At 72.5% G+C, this 16,428-nt stretch carries 9 protein-coding genes; 6 read left to right on the forward strand and 3 right to left on the reverse strand.

What is annotated here, in order from left to right:
- Nucleotides 1-5: 5 nt before the first annotated feature.
- Entirely contained in the window at nucleotides 6-1,046 is a 1,041-nt protein-coding gene (locus tag H288_RS0114635; protein ID WP_020093327.1) for an ABC transporter substrate-binding protein, read from the reverse strand.
- A 176-nt stretch (nucleotides 1,047-1,222) separates the two neighbouring features.
- On the opposite strand from H288_RS0114635, the gene H288_RS0114640 reads away from it, so the two are divergent.
- Nucleotides 1,223-2,899: a cache domain-containing protein gene (locus H288_RS0114640; protein ID WP_020093328.1), complete on the forward strand. Its 1,677-nt coding sequence runs from the start codon at nucleotides 1,223-1,225 to the stop codon at nucleotides 2,897-2,899.
- A 58-nt stretch (nucleotides 2,900-2,957) separates the two neighbouring features.
- Here H288_RS0114640 and H288_RS0114645 read toward each other — a convergent pair whose 3' ends face one another.
- Complete coding sequence (locus H288_RS0114645; RefSeq protein ID WP_026604950.1) at nucleotides 2,958-3,584, reverse strand: TetR/AcrR family transcriptional regulator; 627 nt, start codon at nucleotides 3,582-3,584, stop codon at nucleotides 2,958-2,960.
- Nucleotides 3,585-3,689: 105 nt separating this feature from the next.
- Here H288_RS0114645 and H288_RS0114650 point away from each other — a divergent pair, with 105 nt between their 5' ends.
- Together H288_RS0114650 and H288_RS0114655 are read left to right on the forward strand one after the other, a co-directional pair.
- Nucleotides 3,690-4,364: a PspA/IM30 family protein gene (locus H288_RS0114650; RefSeq protein WP_020093330.1), complete on the forward strand. Its 675-nt coding sequence runs from the start codon at nucleotides 3,690-3,692 to the stop codon at nucleotides 4,362-4,364.
- A 48-nt stretch (nucleotides 4,365-4,412) separates the two neighbouring features.
- Complete coding sequence (locus H288_RS0114655) at nucleotides 4,413-4,688, forward strand: YiaA/YiaB family inner membrane protein (RefSeq protein ID WP_020093331.1); 276 nt, start codon at nucleotides 4,413-4,415, stop codon at nucleotides 4,686-4,688.
- Between the two features lie 90 nt (nucleotides 4,689-4,778).
- Here H288_RS0114655 and H288_RS0114660 read toward each other — a convergent pair whose 3' ends face one another.
- Nucleotides 4,779-5,648: a hypothetical protein gene (locus H288_RS0114660; protein WP_026604952.1), complete on the reverse strand. Its 870-nt coding sequence runs from the start codon at nucleotides 5,646-5,648 to the stop codon at nucleotides 4,779-4,781.
- A gap of 318 nt (nucleotides 5,649-5,966) precedes the next feature.
- On the opposite strand from H288_RS0114660, the gene treZ reads away from it, so the two are divergent.
- The 3 genes from treZ (at nucleotide 5,967) to H288_RS0114675 (ending at nucleotide 16,283) form a co-directional block, all read left to right on the forward strand.
- Nucleotides 5,967-7,772 (forward strand): malto-oligosyltrehalose trehalohydrolase, encoded by a 1,806-nt coding sequence (treZ, locus tag H288_RS0114665; protein ID WP_026604953.1) that lies wholly within the window; start codon nucleotides 5,967-5,969, stop codon nucleotides 7,770-7,772.
- The gene (locus H288_RS0114670; RefSeq protein ID WP_020093334.1) at nucleotides 7,769-12,670 is read left to right on the forward strand and encodes a malto-oligosyltrehalose synthase; all 4,902 of its coding nucleotides are present in this window, start codon (nucleotides 7,769-7,771) and stop codon (nucleotides 12,668-12,670) included. The genes treZ and H288_RS0114670 overlap by 4 nt, the downstream gene beginning before the upstream one ends.
- Nucleotides 12,671-12,887: 217 nt before the next feature.
- On the forward strand, nucleotides 12,888-16,283 hold the full coding sequence (locus H288_RS0114675) for a maltotransferase domain-containing protein (RefSeq protein ID WP_020093335.1): 3,396 nt from the start codon (nucleotides 12,888-12,890) through the stop codon (nucleotides 16,281-16,283).
- The last annotated feature ends 145 nt before the right edge of the window (nucleotides 16,284-16,428 follow it).

Genomic DNA, 16,428 nt, shown 5'->3' on the forward strand with positions numbered 1-16,428 from the left:
GGGTCCTACCGCCCCGGCAGGTTGTGGACGATCGGGAAGAACGTGTCCTTCCAGTCCTTGGGCTCGGTCTTGATGGTCTTCATCGCGTAGAAGTGCCGGGCCTGGAGCATGATGCCGTAGGGCGTGGTGGAGAAGTTCGTCCCGGGCTCCTTCATGATCTCGACCAGGGTCTCGGGGGGCGTCTTCTCGTTGGTGGCCGCGACGTAGTCCTTGGCGGCCTTCAGCGGATCCCGGGCGATCTCGGCATTGGCCTCGTCGATGGCGGCCACGATGGCGGCGGCGAGCTTCGGGTTGCGGTTGTACCAGCCGGTCCGGGCGTAGAAGATCGCGTTGCTCACCGGCTCGCCGACCATCTCGTAGGAGTTGAGCACCTTGTGGATCGCCGGGTCCTGCAGCTCGCGCTGCTGGAACGGCGGCAGCGAGAAGTGGCTGTTGACCTCGTTGTGCGGGCTCGCCAGCGCCGCCACGGCGTCGGGATGGCCGAGCTGGACGGTGAGCGGGTCGAGCTTGGTGGCGTTCTCGGGCCCGAACGCCTTCTTGGCGGCGATCTGCAGCAGCACAGCCTGGGACGAGACCTTCACGGAGGGCAGGGCGATCTTGTCCTTGGACGAGAAGTCCTTGAGTTCCTTCACGTCCGGATTGCGGGTGAGCAGCATCATCGGCGTGGTGCCGACCCCGCACAGGCCCTTCACGTCGCCCTTGGTGCGGTCGTTGAGCAGCAGCATGTTGGTCGAGCCGCTGTCGACGATGTCGATGTTGCCCGAGAGCAGCGCGTCGTTGCCGGCGGCGCCGCTCGTCAGGTTGACCCACTCCACCGTGACGTCCCCGAGGCCCGCGGCCTTGGCGTGCTTCTCGATCAGCTTGTGCTGCTCGGCCAGCACCGCGGGCAGGTAGACGAAGCCCGGCTGCCGGCTGATCCGGACCTTGGCATCGTCGGCCCGGGCGGGGGTGGCGAGCGCCAGCCCGGCCAGCAGGAGGACCGATCCCGCCCGCAGGAGCCGACGCCGGCCCGGCAGCAGCGAGCCCGTCCGAGACGTACGCACCATGACGCTTCTCCCTGTGGCCCGGCGCGATCCTGAGCGGCGCCGGGCTTTCGTTGGACGGGGAGTGGACAGGCTCGGGCCGGCGCGCGCAAGGCCGTCTTCACGCTCCGCTAACGCAGAAGCTGCAAAATATCGCAGGTTGAAATCATCTTCTTGCAATCATCATCGCGGGGGCGTGGGTGAAGATCGGGCTCGGAGCGAAGCTCCACACCATCACAGCCACCGCGCTGGTCGGCATCGTCGCGGTCTCGGGCATCGGGCTCGTCAGCCTGAAATCCCAGGTCGAGCAGGACCGGATGGCCAAGACGCGGAACCTCACGGACGTCGCCTACGGGGTCGCGGCCTATTTCGAGGGCGAGGAGCGGGCCGGGCGCCTGTCCCGGGCGGACGCGCAAGGCGCCGCGATCCGGGCCCTCAAGGCCCTGCGCTACGACGACAAGGAGTACTTCTGGGTCAACGACATGCAGCCCCGCATGGTCGCCCACCCGATCAAGCCCGAACTGGAGGGCAAGGATCTCGCCGCCGTGCAGGATCCCACCGGCAAGCGCCTGTTCGTCGACTTCGTCGAGACGGTGAAGCGGCAGGGGCAGGGCTTCGTCGACTATTACTGGCCGAAGCCCGGCGCCGACGCCCCCGTGCCGAAGCTCTCCTACGTGCGCGGCTTCGCCCCCTGGGGCTGGGTGATCGGCACCGGCATCTACGCCGACGACACCGCGGCGATCCTGCGGGACGCGGCCTGGAAGGCGGCGGCCGGCATGCTCGTGGTGGTGGCGCTGATCGGCCTGCTCGCGGCGCTGATCGGCCGGCGGCTGACGCGGCCGCTGCGCGCGCTGAACGGCGCCATGCACCGCCTCGCGGCCGGCGAGACCGCCGTGCCGGTGCCGGCACGGGAGCGCCGGGACGAGATCGGCGCCATGGCGGGCGCCGTGCAGGTGTTCAAGGACGCGCTGATCGCCAAGGCCGAGACCGACGCCCGCGCCGCCGCCAGCGCCGACGGGGATGCCCGGCGGGCCGCCGCCCTCGACCGGCTGACCCGGTCCTTCGAGACCCGGGCCGGGACCCTGAGCCGCGGCCTCGCGACGGCGGCCGCCGACCTCGAGGCGACGGCGCGGACGCTGACCGTCACGGCCGCCCACACCACCGAGCGCACCGGCGCGGTGGCTGCGCAGGCGGCCGGCACCTCCGCCGACGTCCAGACCGCCGCGGCGGCCACCGAGGAGATGTCGGCCTCGGTCCAGGAGATCGCCGGGCAGGTGAACCGCGCCTCGGAGATCGCCGGGCAGGCCGCGATCAGCACCCGCCAGGGCGAGGCGACCGTGCGGGCGCTCGCCGCCGGCACCGAGAAGATCGGCGACGTGGTCGGCCTGATCGCCTCGATCGCCGGCCAGACCAACCTGCTGGCGCTCAACGCCACGATCGAGGCGGCCCGCGCGGGCGCGGCCGGGCGCGGCTTCGCGGTCGTCGCCTCCGAGGTGAAGGCGCTGGCCGAGCAGACCGCCAAGGCGACCGAGGAGATCTCCGGCCAGATCGGCCGGATCCAGGGCGAGACCCGGGACGCGGTCGCGGCGATCGGCGCGGTCGGCCGGACCATCGAGGAGATGCGCGGCATCGCGGTCGGGGTCGCGGCCGCCATGGAGGAGCAGAACGCCGCCATCCAGGAGATCGTCCGCGGCGTGGCGAGCGCCGCCACCGGGGCGCAGGGCGTGTCCGAGAACGTCGTCGACCTGCGCCGCGGCGCCGACGAGACCGGCAGCGCCTCCGAGCAGGTGCTGGCGGCCGCACGCGACCTCACCCGCGGCTCGGACGAGCTCGACCACGCCGTGAAGGCCTTCCTGGCGGAGGTCCAGGCTGCCTGAGGGCGCGGCCTGAGGGTGGCCTGAGGGGCGGGGCCCCCGCGGGCGGGCAGGGCGGCGCTCAGCCCGCGGAGAAGCCCCGGACCGCGGCCCGCACCAGCGCGTCGATCATCGGCCGCACGTCGCTGACCCCGAGGGGACCCAGGCTGCCGAGATCGGCGAGATAGGTCATGCCGTGGACGCTGGACCACAGCGCCCGCGCCATCACGGGGATCGCCGCCTCGCCGAGGCGGCCACCGTCGCGCAGCACCCCCTCCAGGATCCCGAACAGGGCCGCGATGTCGGCCTGCACCGAGTCCGGCGCCGCCACCGTGCGCCGCTCGAAGATCGCCGCCCAGGCGGCGTGGTGCTCGGCCGCGAAGGCGAGATACGCGTCGGCCAGGCACAGGAGCCGCGCCTCCGTCTCCCGCGACGGACAGGCCGCCAGCGCCCCCGCGAGGGTGTCCCGGAGCCGGCGCATGGTGACGGCGTTCGCCTCCAGGCGCAGCACTTCCAGGCTGTCGAACTGCGTGTAGACCGAGCCGACCGCCGTGCCGGCCCGCTCCGCGACGCCGCGGGCGGTCAGCGCCGCCGCGCCGCCGGCGTTCAGGATCGCCACCGCGGCCGCGATCAGGGCCTGGCGATCGGCCGCCCGATCGCCGGGCTCCTTCCGCGGCCGCCCCCTCACTTTTTTATGAACCTCGTTCATTTTATCCCTTGCGGCCCGGCACGTCCCGTGTTTACTTGTTTCATGAACGACGTTCAATCAAATCCGGACGCGGTCCGGCCCGTCGTTCCCGCGAGGTGAACCGTGATGAGGACCCTCTCCTTCCTGATGCGCGGCGTGATCGCCGACAACGCCCAGGCGATCCACGACGCCCATGCCGTGACGATCCTGCGCCAGCAGATCCGGGACGCCGCCGGCGCCCTGGCGACCGCCCGGCGGGAACTCGCCGTCGCCATGGCCTACCACGCCGCCGAGGCGCGCGCCCTCGATGCCATCGGCACCCGCATCGACACCCTGTCTGACGGGGCGCGGCGGGCGCTCAGCGACGGGCGCGAGGATCTCGGGACCGAGGCGGCGATCCACATCGCCGCCCTGGAGGACGAGCGGGCCGACCGCCGGGCCGCCGCCGAGCGCTTCGCCGCGGAGGTCGAGCGGCTGAAGGGCCTGGTCGCGCAGGGCGGCGAGCGCCTGCGGGACCTCGACCGCGGGCTCCAGACCGCCCGCACCACCGAGGCGCTGCGGCGGGCCGGACTGGAGGGCCGCCGGGTCACGACCCTGTCGGCGGGGGCGCTCGGGGAGGCCGAGCGGACGCTGGCGCGCCTGCGCGAGCGGCAGGCGGCCGAGGCGGACGTCGCCGCCGCGCTGACCGCGCTCGAGGCCGAGGCCGCGGGCGGAATCGAGGCCGACCTCGAGGCGGCGGGCTACGGCCGCCCCCGCACCGACCCGCGGGCCGTGCTCGACCGCCTCAGGGCCGGCGCCTGACCGGCGCCGCACCGCTTCCCCTTCGATCCTTCCTCAGGAGACCGCACCATGACACCGCAGATGCCCCATACCGGCGCCTGGAAGACCTTCACGCTGGTCAGCTTCGCCGTCGCCGCCGCCATGCTGACATTCGGCATCTTCTTCCTGCCCGCCGACATCTGGATCAAGGGCTACCTCGCTATGGCGTCGCTGTTCCTCACGGGCACGACCTTCACCCTGGCCAAGACCCTGCGCGACGAGCACGAGGCGAAGCGGCTGATCAACAAGATCGAGGACGCCGCCACGGAGCGCGTCCTGCGCGAGGTGGTGCCGGGCCGGCTCTGAGGCCCGGCAGGCCCGCGCCCCGACCCGGGCGGCGCGCGTCCGGGGTCGGGGAGGCGGCGCGCGGCGGAGCGCGGCACCTCCCCGGATCGCTCACGCCGCGGCGTCCAGGAACCCGGCCACGACCCGGGCGAATTCCGGGGTCCGCAGGTAGCCGTAGGATTTGTGCCGGTTCTCGGCGCCGTCCGGCCTCCGGTAGGCGTTGATCACCGGTACGTCCCGCACCCGCACCCCGGCGGCGTTCGGCGTGTAGAGGGCCGCGAGGTCGTCGCCCACCGTAGCGATGTCCTGGCGGTCCATCAGGTTGGTCCAGGCAGCGAGCGCCGCAGGCACCCGGAGATCGCCGTGCTCGTCGGCGAGCTTCAGCTTCAATTCGGCGAGCCCGAGGGGCGCGCCGAGGGTGACGAGGTCGCAGCGGGGCATCGGCGTCCCGTCCGCCTCGGCGGCGCGCAGCACGTCGTAGGCGATCAGGCCGCCCATCGAGTGCGCGGCGATCAGCACGGTGTCGGATGCGGCCGCCGCCAGGGCATCGCGCAGGCGCGCCCGCGCCGCCGCCCGGAAGTCCGCGTCCTCGTAGTAGCCCCAGAGGTCGTCGAGGCGGTATTCCAGGATCAGGTCGTCCACCGGCGTCAGCCCGGCGGCCTCCTGCAGGTGCGACAGGCCGCGGTAGATCCGGTCGGTGAGGGTCGGCTCGGCGCGCTCCGGCTCCCCCGCCGGGGAGGGGAACGGCCCGAGGCCGTGATCGGGGCGGTAGGGCTCGCGGTTGCGGTCGCCCGCGAGCGGCTGCGGGTAGCGCAGGTCGGCCCAGTAGACGAAGGTGAAGGGCAGGTCGGGCTCCGCGACCCGGAGCCCGAGATTGCGGTCGAGCCCCTCGCGGATCGCGGCGCGCCACCAGGCGGCCTTCTCGTCCCGGGGCGGCTTGTTGGCGAGCCCGTGGATGCCGATGATGTGCGCCCGACCCAGTGTCCGCTCCCAGACCGACGAGAGTGCCGGTCGGGCAAGATAGGGCCGCCCCGCGCGGACGGAACTGCGGCTTAGTTTCCGCGCGGCCCGCCGTCACGCCGCTGCCCTCCGCCGTCACCTGGCCGTCACCTGGCCGTCACCTGGCCGTCACCTCGCCGTCACCTCGCCGTCACACCCGCCGATACCCCATTGCCACGCGGCCGCTCCGCCATAGCTGCGCTGCGGGAACCGGATCGGGCCCGGGGCCTTCTCCCACGACAGATGATCCTGCCGCGCTTGCGTCCCGGTCGCGCGGCCAATGACGAGGACGGTGGCCCGATGCGGCGCGCCCACAGCATGGATTTCGGGGCCGAGATGGTCGGGGGCGGCGTCCGCTTCGCCCTCTGGGCGCCCACCGCCCGGAGCGTCGACCTCGTCGTCGACGGCGTCGACCACCCGCTGCCCGAATCCGGCGGCGGCTGGCGCCGCACGGCCCTGCCGGGGGTGAAGCCCGGCGCCCGCTACGGCTTCCGCGTCGACGGCGACCTCGTCGTGCCCGATCCCGCCTCCCGCTTCCAGCCGGACGACGTCTCGGGCCTCAGCGAGGTGATCGACCCGCGGAGCTTCGAGTGGTCCGACGCGGGCTGGACCGGGCGGCCCTTCGAGGAGGCGGTGATCTACGAGTGCCATGTCGGCACCGCGACGCCGGAGGGCACCTATGCCGGCCTGCAGGCCCGGCTGGCCGACCTCAAGGCGCTCGGCGTCACCGCCCTCGAGCTGCTGCCGCTCGCCGACTTCAAGGGCTCGCGCAACTGGGGCTACGACGGCGTCCAACCCTACGCGCCGGACGGCGCCTACGGTCGACCGGACGACCTCAAGCGCCTGATCGACGCCGCCCACGGGCTCGGCCTGATGGTCTATCTCGACGCGGTCTACAACCACTTCGGGCCGGCCGGGAACTACCTCCACGCCTATGCCGGGACGTTCTTCACCGAGCGCCACCAGACCCCCTGGGGCGCGGGCATCAACTTCGACGGCAAGGAGAGCGGCGCCACGGTGCGGCAGTTCTTCATCCAGAACGCCCTGTACTGGCTGGAGGAGTACCATTTCGACGGCCTGCGCTTCGACGCCGTCCACGCCATCCTCGACGATTCGCCCCGCCACTTCCTGGCCGAGCTCGGCGAGACGGTCCGGAGGATCTTCCCGAACCGGCAGATCCACCTGATGCTGGAGAACGAGGCCAACCAGGCCCGCTGGCTGGAGCGCGACGCCGCCGGGCGCCCGAAGATGCACGACGCCCAGTGGGCCGACGACCTGCACCATTGCTGGCACGTCCTGCTCACCGGCGAGGACGCCGGCTACTATAAAAGCTTTGCCGACAAACCGGTCGCCCACCTGGCCCGCTGCCTCGCCGAGGGCTTCGCCTACCAGGGCGAGCCCTTCCCGACGCTCGACAACCACCCGCGCGGCGAACCCTCCGGGCACCTGCCGCCCTCCGCCTTCGTGACCTTCCTGCAGAACCACGATCAGGTCGGCAACCGGGCGCTCGGCGAGCGGCTCAACCACCTCGCGGATCCCAAGAAACTCGACCTCGCCCGGGCCGGGCTCCTCCTGGCGCCGCAGATCCCGATGCTCTGGATGGGCGAGGAATGGTCGGCCTCCGCGCCGTTCCTGTTCTTCGTCGACTTCGCGCCCGACGCGGACCTGAACAAGGCGGTGCGCGACGGGCGCCGCCGGGAGTTCAAGAGCTTCGCGGCCTTCGCGGACGACACCTCCAAGATCCCGGACCCGACCGAGGCCGAGACCTTCGCGGCCTCGAAGCTCGACTGGTCCGAGCGGGAGCGCTCGCCCCACCGCGAGGTGCTGGCCGAGACGACGCGGCTCCTGGGGCTGCGCCGCGACGTGGTCGTGCCCCTGGCGAAGTCCGGCTACGACGGCGCCGCCGCCGCGATGCCGCGCCCGGACGTGGTCGACTGCACGTGGCGCTTCGGCGCCGGCACCCTGCGCTTCGTCGCCAATGTCGGGACCGAACCCTTCGCGCTGGATCCGGGCGGTGCCCGGCCGGTCTGGACCAACGCCCCGGACGGGGCCGGACGCGATCTCCCGTCCTGGACGGGCGTGTTCCTGACGGAGTCCCGCGCGTGAGCCGCCTCGAGACACTCGCCGACCTCGTCGGCGTCGCCCCCGGCTACACCGACGCCTTCGGCCAGCCCGTCGAGACGTCGCTGGAGGTGCGCCGCGGACTGCTGGCGGCCCTCGGCTTCGCGGTGGAGGACGAGGCGGCGATCGCCGCGAGCCTCGCGGAGGTCGAGCGCCTGCGCCACGGCCTGATCCCGCCGCTCCTGCCGGTGGAGGCCCGCCGGGCCGCCCGGGTGCCGGTGCGCCCGCCGGACGGCGCGCCCCACACCCTGGTCTGGCGCCTCGTCGACGAGCGCGGCACGGCCCGCGAGGGCCGGGCCAACCCGCAGGGCTCGGAGCCCGGCTTCGAGCTGCCGCCGCTGACGCCCGGCTATCACCGCCTCACCGTCCAGGCCGGGCAGACCCGCGCCGAGGCCTGGGTGATCGCCGCGCCCCAGCGCTGCTGGCGCCCGCGCCCCTACACGGAGGAGGGCGCCTCCGACTGGGGCATGGCCGCTCAGCTCTACGGCCTGCGCTCGGCCACCAATATCGGCATCGGCACCTACGCGGATGCCGGCGAGGCCGCCCGCGAGGCCGCCCTGCGTGGGGCGGCGTTCTTGGGGCTCAGCCCGGTCCACGCCCTGTTCGGCTCCGACCGCACCAAGATCTCGCCCTACTCGCCGTCCTCGCGGCTGTTCCTGGAGACCCTGTTCATCGCCCCGCGCAGCCTGCCGGGGCTCGCGGGCTCCCGGGCCGAGGCGCTGCTCGCCGAGCGCGCGGACGCGATCACGGCTTTGCGCGAGGCCGCCCTCGTCGACCACCAGGGCGTCCACGACGTGCTCGACCCGGTGCTCCGGGCGCTCTGGGCCGAGTCGCCGGCCCGGGCCGGCACCGACGCGGGCTTCGAGCAGTTCCGCCAGGAGGGCGGGGAGGATCTCGAAGCGCACGCCCTGTTCGAGGCGCTGTCCGAGCATTTCCGGGGGCAGGGGGCGCACTGGCTGGGCGACTGGCCGGAGGCGTATCGCCGCGCCGGCACGGAGGCGGTCCGAGCCTTCGCGGCGGAGAACGCGGACCTCGTCGGCTACCACGCGTGGCTGCAGTACCTCGCCGACCGGCAGCTCGCCGAGGCCTCCGCGGCGGCGCTCGGGGCCGGCATGCGGGTCGGGCTCTACCGCGACCTCGCGGTCGGCGCCGACCGGGGCGGCTCCGAGATCTGGTCGCATCCCGAGCGCTTCGCCGACAAGGTGTCGATCGGCGCGCCGCCGGACCTGCTCGCACCGAAGGGCCAGAACTGGGGCCTGCCGGCCTTCGATCCGCTGGCGATGGAGCGCGACGGGCTCGCGGCCTTCCGGGCCCTGGTCCAGGCCAACATGCGCCACGCCGGCGCGATCCGGATCGACCACGCCTTCCAGCTCGCCCGCCTGTTCCTGATCCCGCTGGGGGCGGGGGCCCAGGCCGGAGCCTACGTGGCCATGCCTTTCGAGCCGATGCTGGCGGTGCTGCGGCTGGAGAGCCACCGCAACAAGTGCCTCGTCATCGCGGAGGATCTCGGCACGGCGCCGGAAGGCTTCTCCGACGCGCTGATGCGGGCCGGGGTGCTGAGCTACCGGATCCTCGCCTTCGAGCGCGAGGCCGACGGACGCTTCAAGCCGCCCTCGGCCTACCCGCGGGACGCGCTCACCGCCATCACCACCCACGACCTGCCGACCTTCGTCGGCTGGTGGCGCGGGGTCGACACCGACACCCGCCAGTCGCTCGGCCTCTACGATCAGGAGCGGGCCGAGGTCGAGCGGGGCGAGCGCGTCGTCGAGCGCCGCCGCCTCGCCGAGGCGCTGGCGGCCGAGCAGCTGCTGCCCTCCGCCGAGCCGCCGGATTCCGCGCCCTTCGAGGCCGCCGCCCGCTACCTCGCCCGCGCGCCCGCGATGCTCACCGCCGTCCAGTACGAGGACGTGGTCTCGGAACTCGCCCAGGCCAACGTGCCCGGCTCGACCGAGGGCTACCCGAACTGGCGGCGCAAACTCGACCGGGATCTCGTGGACATCGCCGCCCCCGGCGGGCCGCTGGCGAAGCTCGCGGCGTCCCTCTCGGCCGAGGCGCGGGGCCCGCGCTCGGGCGCCGCGCGGCTCGCCGCGCCGCCGCCGCGCGCGACCTACCGGCTGCAGTTCCACAAGGACTTCACCTTCGCGGATGCGGGCCGGATCGTCCCCTACCTGCACCGGCTCGGGATCAGCCACGTCTACGCCTCGCCGCTCCAGAAGGCGCGGCCCGGCTCGACCCACGGCTACGACATCGTCGATCACGGCGCGATCAACCCGGAGCTCGGCGGCGAGGCGGGCTTCATCGCGCTCTCCGAGACGCTCCACGCCCACGGGATCAAGCTCCTGCTCGACATCGTCCCGAACCACATGGGCGTCGGCGGCTCCGACAATCCGTGGTGGCTCTCGGTGCTCGAATGGGGCTCCCTGTCGCCCTTCGCCGACGCCTTCGACATCGACTGGCAGCGGCTCGGAGCCGGGCGCAACCTCGTGATCCCATTCCTCGGCGACCGCTACGGCGAGGCCCTGGAGAAGGGCACGCTGGAGCTGAAGTTCGACCCCGAGACCGGCGCCTTCAGCGTCTGGCACTACGAGCACCAGCTGCCGATCCGCCCCTTGAGCTACCCGACCATCCTCAACCGGGTGATCGCCGCGATCGGGGCGGTGGACGACGACACCACCGCGGAACTGCTCGCCATCTCCGAGCGGCTGCGGGCGATGTCGATCGATACCGACGAGACCCGCCGCAAAGGCTTCCCCGAGGAGGCCGAGGGGCTGAAGCGCCGGCTCGCCGAGATCTACGGCGTGTCGCCGCTGATCCAAGAGGCCACCGCCAGCACGCTGGCGCTGCTCAACGGCTTCAAAGGTCGCCCGGACAGTTTCGGGCCGTTGCACCGGCTGCTGGAGGCGCAGGCCTACCGGCTGGCCCACTGGCGGGTGGCGTCGAGCGACATCAACTACCGCCGCTTCTTCGACGTGAACTCGCTCGCCGGCCTGCGGGTCGAGCTGTCCGACATCTTCCACCGCTCGCACGAGACCGTGTTCCGGCACGTCCGCGAGGGCCGGATCGACGGCCTGCGCATCGACCATATCGACGGCCTCGCCGACCCGCTGGGCTACGCAAGGGCGCTCCAGGCGGCTGTCGGACCGGGCTTCTACGTCGTCGTCGAGAAGATCCTGGAGCCGGGCGAGCGGCTGCGGCCCTGGCCGGTGGCCGGGACCACGGGCTACGACGTGCTCAACCAGCTCGACGGGATCCTGGTCGACAAGTCCCGGCGCGGAAAAATCGAGCGGCTCTACACCTGGGCCACGGGGTTCGACGAGCCCTACGGCTTCCAGCTCCGCGCCGCCAAGGCCGAGATCCTCGAGATCAGCTTCGCGAGCGAGCTGGAGGTGCTGACCACCGACCTCAAGGAGGTCGCCGACGCCGACCGGCGCACCCGCGACTTCACCGTCAACGCGCTGCGCCGGGCGCTGATCGAGATCATCGCGCGCTTCCCGACCTACCGGAGCTACCTGCCGTCGGATCTGGAGGAGGGCGAGGTCGAGCCCGAGGATGTCCGCCTGATCGAGGGCGCCGTCGCCAAGGCCAAGCGCTGGTCGAGCCTGCCGGACCGCTCGGTCCACGACTTCGCCGCCGACGTCCTGCTCGGTCGGGTCGAGACGGCGGGCCCCGGCCGGCCGGACCCGCGGGTGGTGCTGCGCTTCCGCCGCCGGTTCCAGCAGCTCACCGGCCCGGTCATGGCCAAGAGCCTGGAGGACACGCTGTTCTACCGCTACGCGTGCCTCCTGGGCCTCAACGAGGTCGGCGGCGATCCGGGCGAGTACGGGATCGACGCGGAGCACTTCCACGATCTGCAGATCGCCCGCGCCCGGGACTGGCCGAGCGCCATGATCACCACCGCGACCCACGACACCAAGCGGGGCGAGGATGCCCGCACGCGGCTGCTCGCCCTCTCGGAGATCCCCGAGGAATGGGCCAAGGCCTGGGACTTGTGGCAGCGGGTCGCCGGCCCGCACCTCGCCCGGATCGACGGCGAGCCGGCCCCGGACGCCAACGACCAGTGGATGTTCTTCCAGGCGATCCTGGGCGCCTGGCCGCTGGAGCTTCTGGAGCGGGACGAGGCCGGGGCGATCGCGGAGTTCCGCGACCGGCTGATCGCCTACGGCGAGAAGGCCATGCGGGAGGGCAAGCGCCGGTCGAGCTGGGTCAACGTCGACGAGGTCTACGAGGGCGCGGTCAAGCGGCTGTTCACGGCGCTGATCGCCCCCGGCTCGGAGTTCCTGAGCGCGCTCCGGCCATTCGCCCGGCGTCTCGCCCATCTCGGCATGCTGGCGAGCCTCGGCCGGACGGTCCTGAAATGCACCCTGCCGGGCCTGCCCGACACCTACCAGGGCACCGAGATCTGGGACTTCTCCTTCGTCGACCCCGACAACCGCCGCCCGGTGGACTACCCGGCGCTGGAACGGATGCTGGAGGAGGGCGGGGCGCCCGCCGACCTGCTGGGCCACTGGCTGGACGGGCGGGTCAAGCAGGCGACGCTCACGCGGCTCCTCGCCGAGCGGGCCGAGCGCCCGGACTTCTACGCCAGCGCCGCCTACGAGCTCGTCGCGGCCACCGGCGCCCGGGCCGACCACGTCATCGCCTACCGGCGGACCGACCCCGTCCAAGAGGGCGGCGACCTGTTCGTGGCGGTGCCGCGGCTGGTGGCGGGCTTCGTCGGGGAAGCCGTCTGGTCGGGCGAGGCCTTTGCCGGCACCCGGGTCGATCTCGGGGCGGGGACGCGCTGGCGGGACCTCGCCTCGGGGCGGGTGGTGGAGGGGGAGGGGGCCGATCTCGGCGCTCTCCTGCGCGACCTCCCCTACGCGGTGCTGCGGCGGGAACCGTGACCGCGCCGTCATCGCGAGCGGAGCGAGGCGACCCAGGGCAGCGCGACCTGGATCAGCGTGGCGCCGCTCGCAGAGACGGCGGCGGTCCGGGCGCGTCTTCCGGTGGCCCCTCCGCAGCCCTGTCACGCGACTCTGCTGAGACACGTCGGACCGGATCGCGCGGCACAGCCCGGGGGTTCGGGCGTTACGACACTGGGAACGGGAGCCGAGAGGCAGCATGAACGCACCGACCAAAGCCGCTGCGACGTCCGGGGCCGCGGCCGTCCTGCCGGCCGCGCTGGCCCCCCGGGCCGAGGGGCCACGGATCTACAACCTGTTCCCGCTCCTGGTCGGGCGCGTCTCGGACTGGACCGCCGAGCTGCCGCGGATCGCCGCCCTCGGCTTCGACTGGGTCTACCTCAACCCGTTCCACCAGACCGGCGGCTCGCGGAGCCTCTACGCGGTCGCCGATCCCGAGCGCCTGGACGAGCGGTTCCGCGACGCCGACGGCACGCCCGACGACGAGCAGATCCGCCGCTTCTGCACCGCCGCGCAGGCGCTGGGCCTGTCGGTCATGACCGACCTCGTGATCAACCACACCGCCGACAACGCCCGGCTCGCCACCGAGCGGCCCGACCTGTTCATGAAGGAGCCGGACGGCTCGATCATGCACCCGGCCGCCGTCGATCCGGACGACCCGTCGATCCGCACCGTCTGGGGCGATCTGGCCGAGCTCGACTACCACACGCCCTCCGCCCGGGACGAGCTGACCCGGATCTGGGGCGCCTACGTGGCCCATCTCCAGGGCCTCGGCGTGAAGGGCTTCCGGTGCGATGCCGCCTACAAGGTGCCGCCGGAGACCTGGCGCGCCCTGATCGGGCAGGCCAAGAGCCAAGACCCCGCCTGCCTGTTCGCCGCCGAGACCCTCGGCTGCACCTTCGAGGAGGCCCGGGCCACGGCCGGCGCCGGCTTCGACTACCTGTTCAACTCCTTCGCGTGGTGGGACCTGAAGAAGCCCTGGGCGCTCGAGCAGTACGAGCGCCTGCGGGTGCTGGCCCCCTCCATCGCCTTCCCCGAGAACCACGACATGAAGCGGCTCGCCGCCGAGATCGGCGGCGGCCCGGAGGCGGTGGCGGCGCATCTGCGCACCCGCTACGCCCTCGCGGCCTTCTTCTCGGCCGGCGTGCTCATGCCGATCGGCTACGAATGGGGCTACCGGCGGGCGCTGCACGTGGTCGAGACCACCCCGCGCGACCGCGAGAACGACACCGGCCTCGACATCTCCGCCTCGATCCGGGCGATCAACGCCCTGCGGGCGGAGCTGCCGGCCGCCAATGTCGAGGGCGCGCAGATCCGGATCTCGGCCCCCGACAGCGATCTGGTGGCGCTCGCCCGCTTCGACACCGGCCACCCGGCCTCGGCGCGGCACGGGTTGATCGTGCTCTACAACCCGACCGACCGGCCGGTGCCGGTCGAGGCCGGTGCGCTCGTCGCCCGCACCGGCGGGATGCTCGGCGCCTTCGTCGACCGGACCCCGGAGGCCGAGCCGATCGCGTTCCATCCCGGCAGCGCCATCGACCTGATGCCGGGCGAGTTGCGCATCCTCGCGGCCAGCGCCCAGGAGGTCGCCCGCCAGCCGGCGCGCGGCACCCCGGACGGGGAGGGAAGGGTGGTGATCGAGGCGGTCAGCCCCGAGATCGACGGCGGTCGCTCGGCGGTGAAGCGGATCGTCGGCGAGTCCCTGCGGGTCGAGGCCGACATCTTCTCCGACGGCCACGAGATCATCGACGCCGCGATCCTGTCGCGGGTCGCCGGCACCGAGGCGTCTGGAGGCGAGACTTGGCGCGAGGACCCGATGGTCTTCGTCGACAACGACCGCTGGGCCGGGCACTTCCCCCTGGAGCGGAACGCCCGCTACGAGTTCACCCTGATCGCGTGGCGCGACGCGTTCTCGTCCTGGGTGCGCGACACCCTGAAGAAGCGCGCCGCCGGCGTCGACGTGCGGCTCGAGACGATCGAGGGCGTGGCGCTCGTCGGGACCGCGGCCTCGCTCGCCCGGACCCGCGGCGGCCGCGACGCCGAGCGCCTCGCCGCGCTCGTGGCCGCGCTCGCCGCCGAGGAGACCGGCTCGGCCGCCCAGCTCGACCGGATCCTTCAGCCCGAGGCATCGAGCCTCGTGCGCCGCAACGCCGAGCGGGTGAACCTGACCCAATACCCCGTGACCCTGCCGGTGATCGCCGACCGCCTCGCGGCCCGGTTCTCCGCTTGGTACGAGATCTTCCCGCGCTCCCAGTCGATGGACGTGAACCGCCACGGCACCTTCGACGACGTCATCCGGCGCCTGCCCGAGATCCGCGAGCTCGGCTTCGACGTTCTCTACTTCACGCCGATCCATCCCGTGGGTCGGACCAACCGCAAGGGGAAGAACAACACCCTCAAGGCCGAGCCCGGCGATGTCGGCTCGGTCTACGCGGTCGGCGCGGAGGAGGGCGGCCACGAGGCCGTGCATCCCGACCTCGGCACGCTCGCGGATTTCGAGCGGCTGGTCGCGGCGAGCCACGCCTACGGCATGGAGATCGCCCTCGACTTCGCGATCCAGTGCTCGCCGGACCATCCCTGGATCAAGAACCACCCGGAATGGTTCGAGTGGCGCCCCGACGGCACCCTGAAATTCGCCGAGAACCCGCCGAAGAAGTACGAGGACATCTCGAACGTCCACTTCTACGGGGGCGCCCTGCCCTCGCTCTGGATCGAGCTGCGCGACATCCTGCTCGGCTGGTGCGCGCGCGGCGTGCGCATCTTCCGGGTCGACAACCCGCACACCAAGCCGATCCCGTTCTGGGAATGGGTGATCGGCGAGGTCAACGGCCGCTACCCGGACGCGATCTTCCTCGCAGAGGCCTTCACCCGGCCGAAGATGATGAAGAAGCTCGCCAAGGCCGGCTACCAGCAGAGCTACACCTACTTCACGTGGCGCAACACCAAGCAGGAGCTCACCGACTACGCCCTGGAGCTGGCCGGCGAGATGGGCGAGTACTACCGCCCCAACTTCTTCGCCAACACGCCCGACATCAATCCCTACTTCCTCCAGACCAGCGGGCGCGCGGGCTTCGTGATCCGCGGCACGCTCGCCGCGACCCTGTCGTCGGTCTACGGCATCTACAACGGCTTCGAGCTGTGCGAGGCCGCGCCGTACCCGGGCAAGGAGGAGTATCTCAACTCCGAGAAATACGAGCTCAAGGCCTGGGACTACGACCGGCCGGGCAACATCCGCGAGCACATCGTCAAGCTCAACAGGATCCGACGCGAGAACCCCGCCCTCTGGGACTTCCGCAACGTGACCTTCACGGGTGCCTGGAACGACAACATCATCGCCTACGCCAAGTCGACGCCGGAGCGCGACAACTGCGTCTTCACCATGGTCAACCTCGACCCGAAGAATCGCCAGGAATGCACCTACGAGGTGCCGCTCTGGCTGTTCGGCCTGCCCGACGACGGCGCCGTCGAGGTCGAGGACCTGCTCCAGGGCTACACGTTCGAGTTGCGCGGCAAGACCCACCGCATCGCCCTCGATCCGGCCGAGCGATCCTGCGTGATCTGGCGCCTCCGGGCGCCGCGGCGGGTTGCGGGCTGAGGCCGCGCGTGGCACTCGGCCATGGCCCTTGAATGCGGCGGCGGGAATTCCCGTCGCCGACCCTCGCACCCGCGCGGCGGCCCGCCGCCCGCGCCCCGGCCGGGTCCCCCGCCGGTCCCGTCAGACTCGACCGATGAGGCAGCGA

Source organism: Methylobacterium sp. 285MFTsu5.1, assembly GCF_000383455.1.
GTDB lineage: Bacteria > Pseudomonadota > Alphaproteobacteria > Rhizobiales > Beijerinckiaceae > Methylobacterium.

What these genes read in the sequence shown, in the direction of transcription:
- H288_RS0114675 (WP_020093335.1), top strand. Translation starts at nt 12,888, where the DNA reads ATGAACGCACCGACCAAAGCCGCTGCGACGTCCGGGGCCGCGGCCGTC.
- H288_RS0114655 (WP_020093331.1), top strand. Translation starts at nt 4,413, where the DNA reads ATGACACCGCAGATGCCCCATACCGGCGCCTGGAAGACCTTCACGCTG.
- H288_RS0114635 (WP_020093327.1), bottom strand. Translation starts at nt 1,046, where the DNA reads ATGGTGCGTACGTCTCGGACGGGCTCGCTGCTGCCGGGCCGGCGTCGG.
- H288_RS0114645 (WP_026604950.1), bottom strand. Translation starts at nt 3,584, where the DNA reads ATGAACGAGGTTCATAAAAAAGTGAGGGGGCGGCCGCGGAAGGAGCCC.
- H288_RS0114650 (WP_020093330.1), top strand. Translation starts at nt 3,690, where the DNA reads ATGAGGACCCTCTCCTTCCTGATGCGCGGCGTGATCGCCGACAACGCC.
- treZ (WP_026604953.1), top strand. Translation starts at nt 5,967, where the DNA reads ATGCGGCGCGCCCACAGCATGGATTTCGGGGCCGAGATGGTCGGGGGC.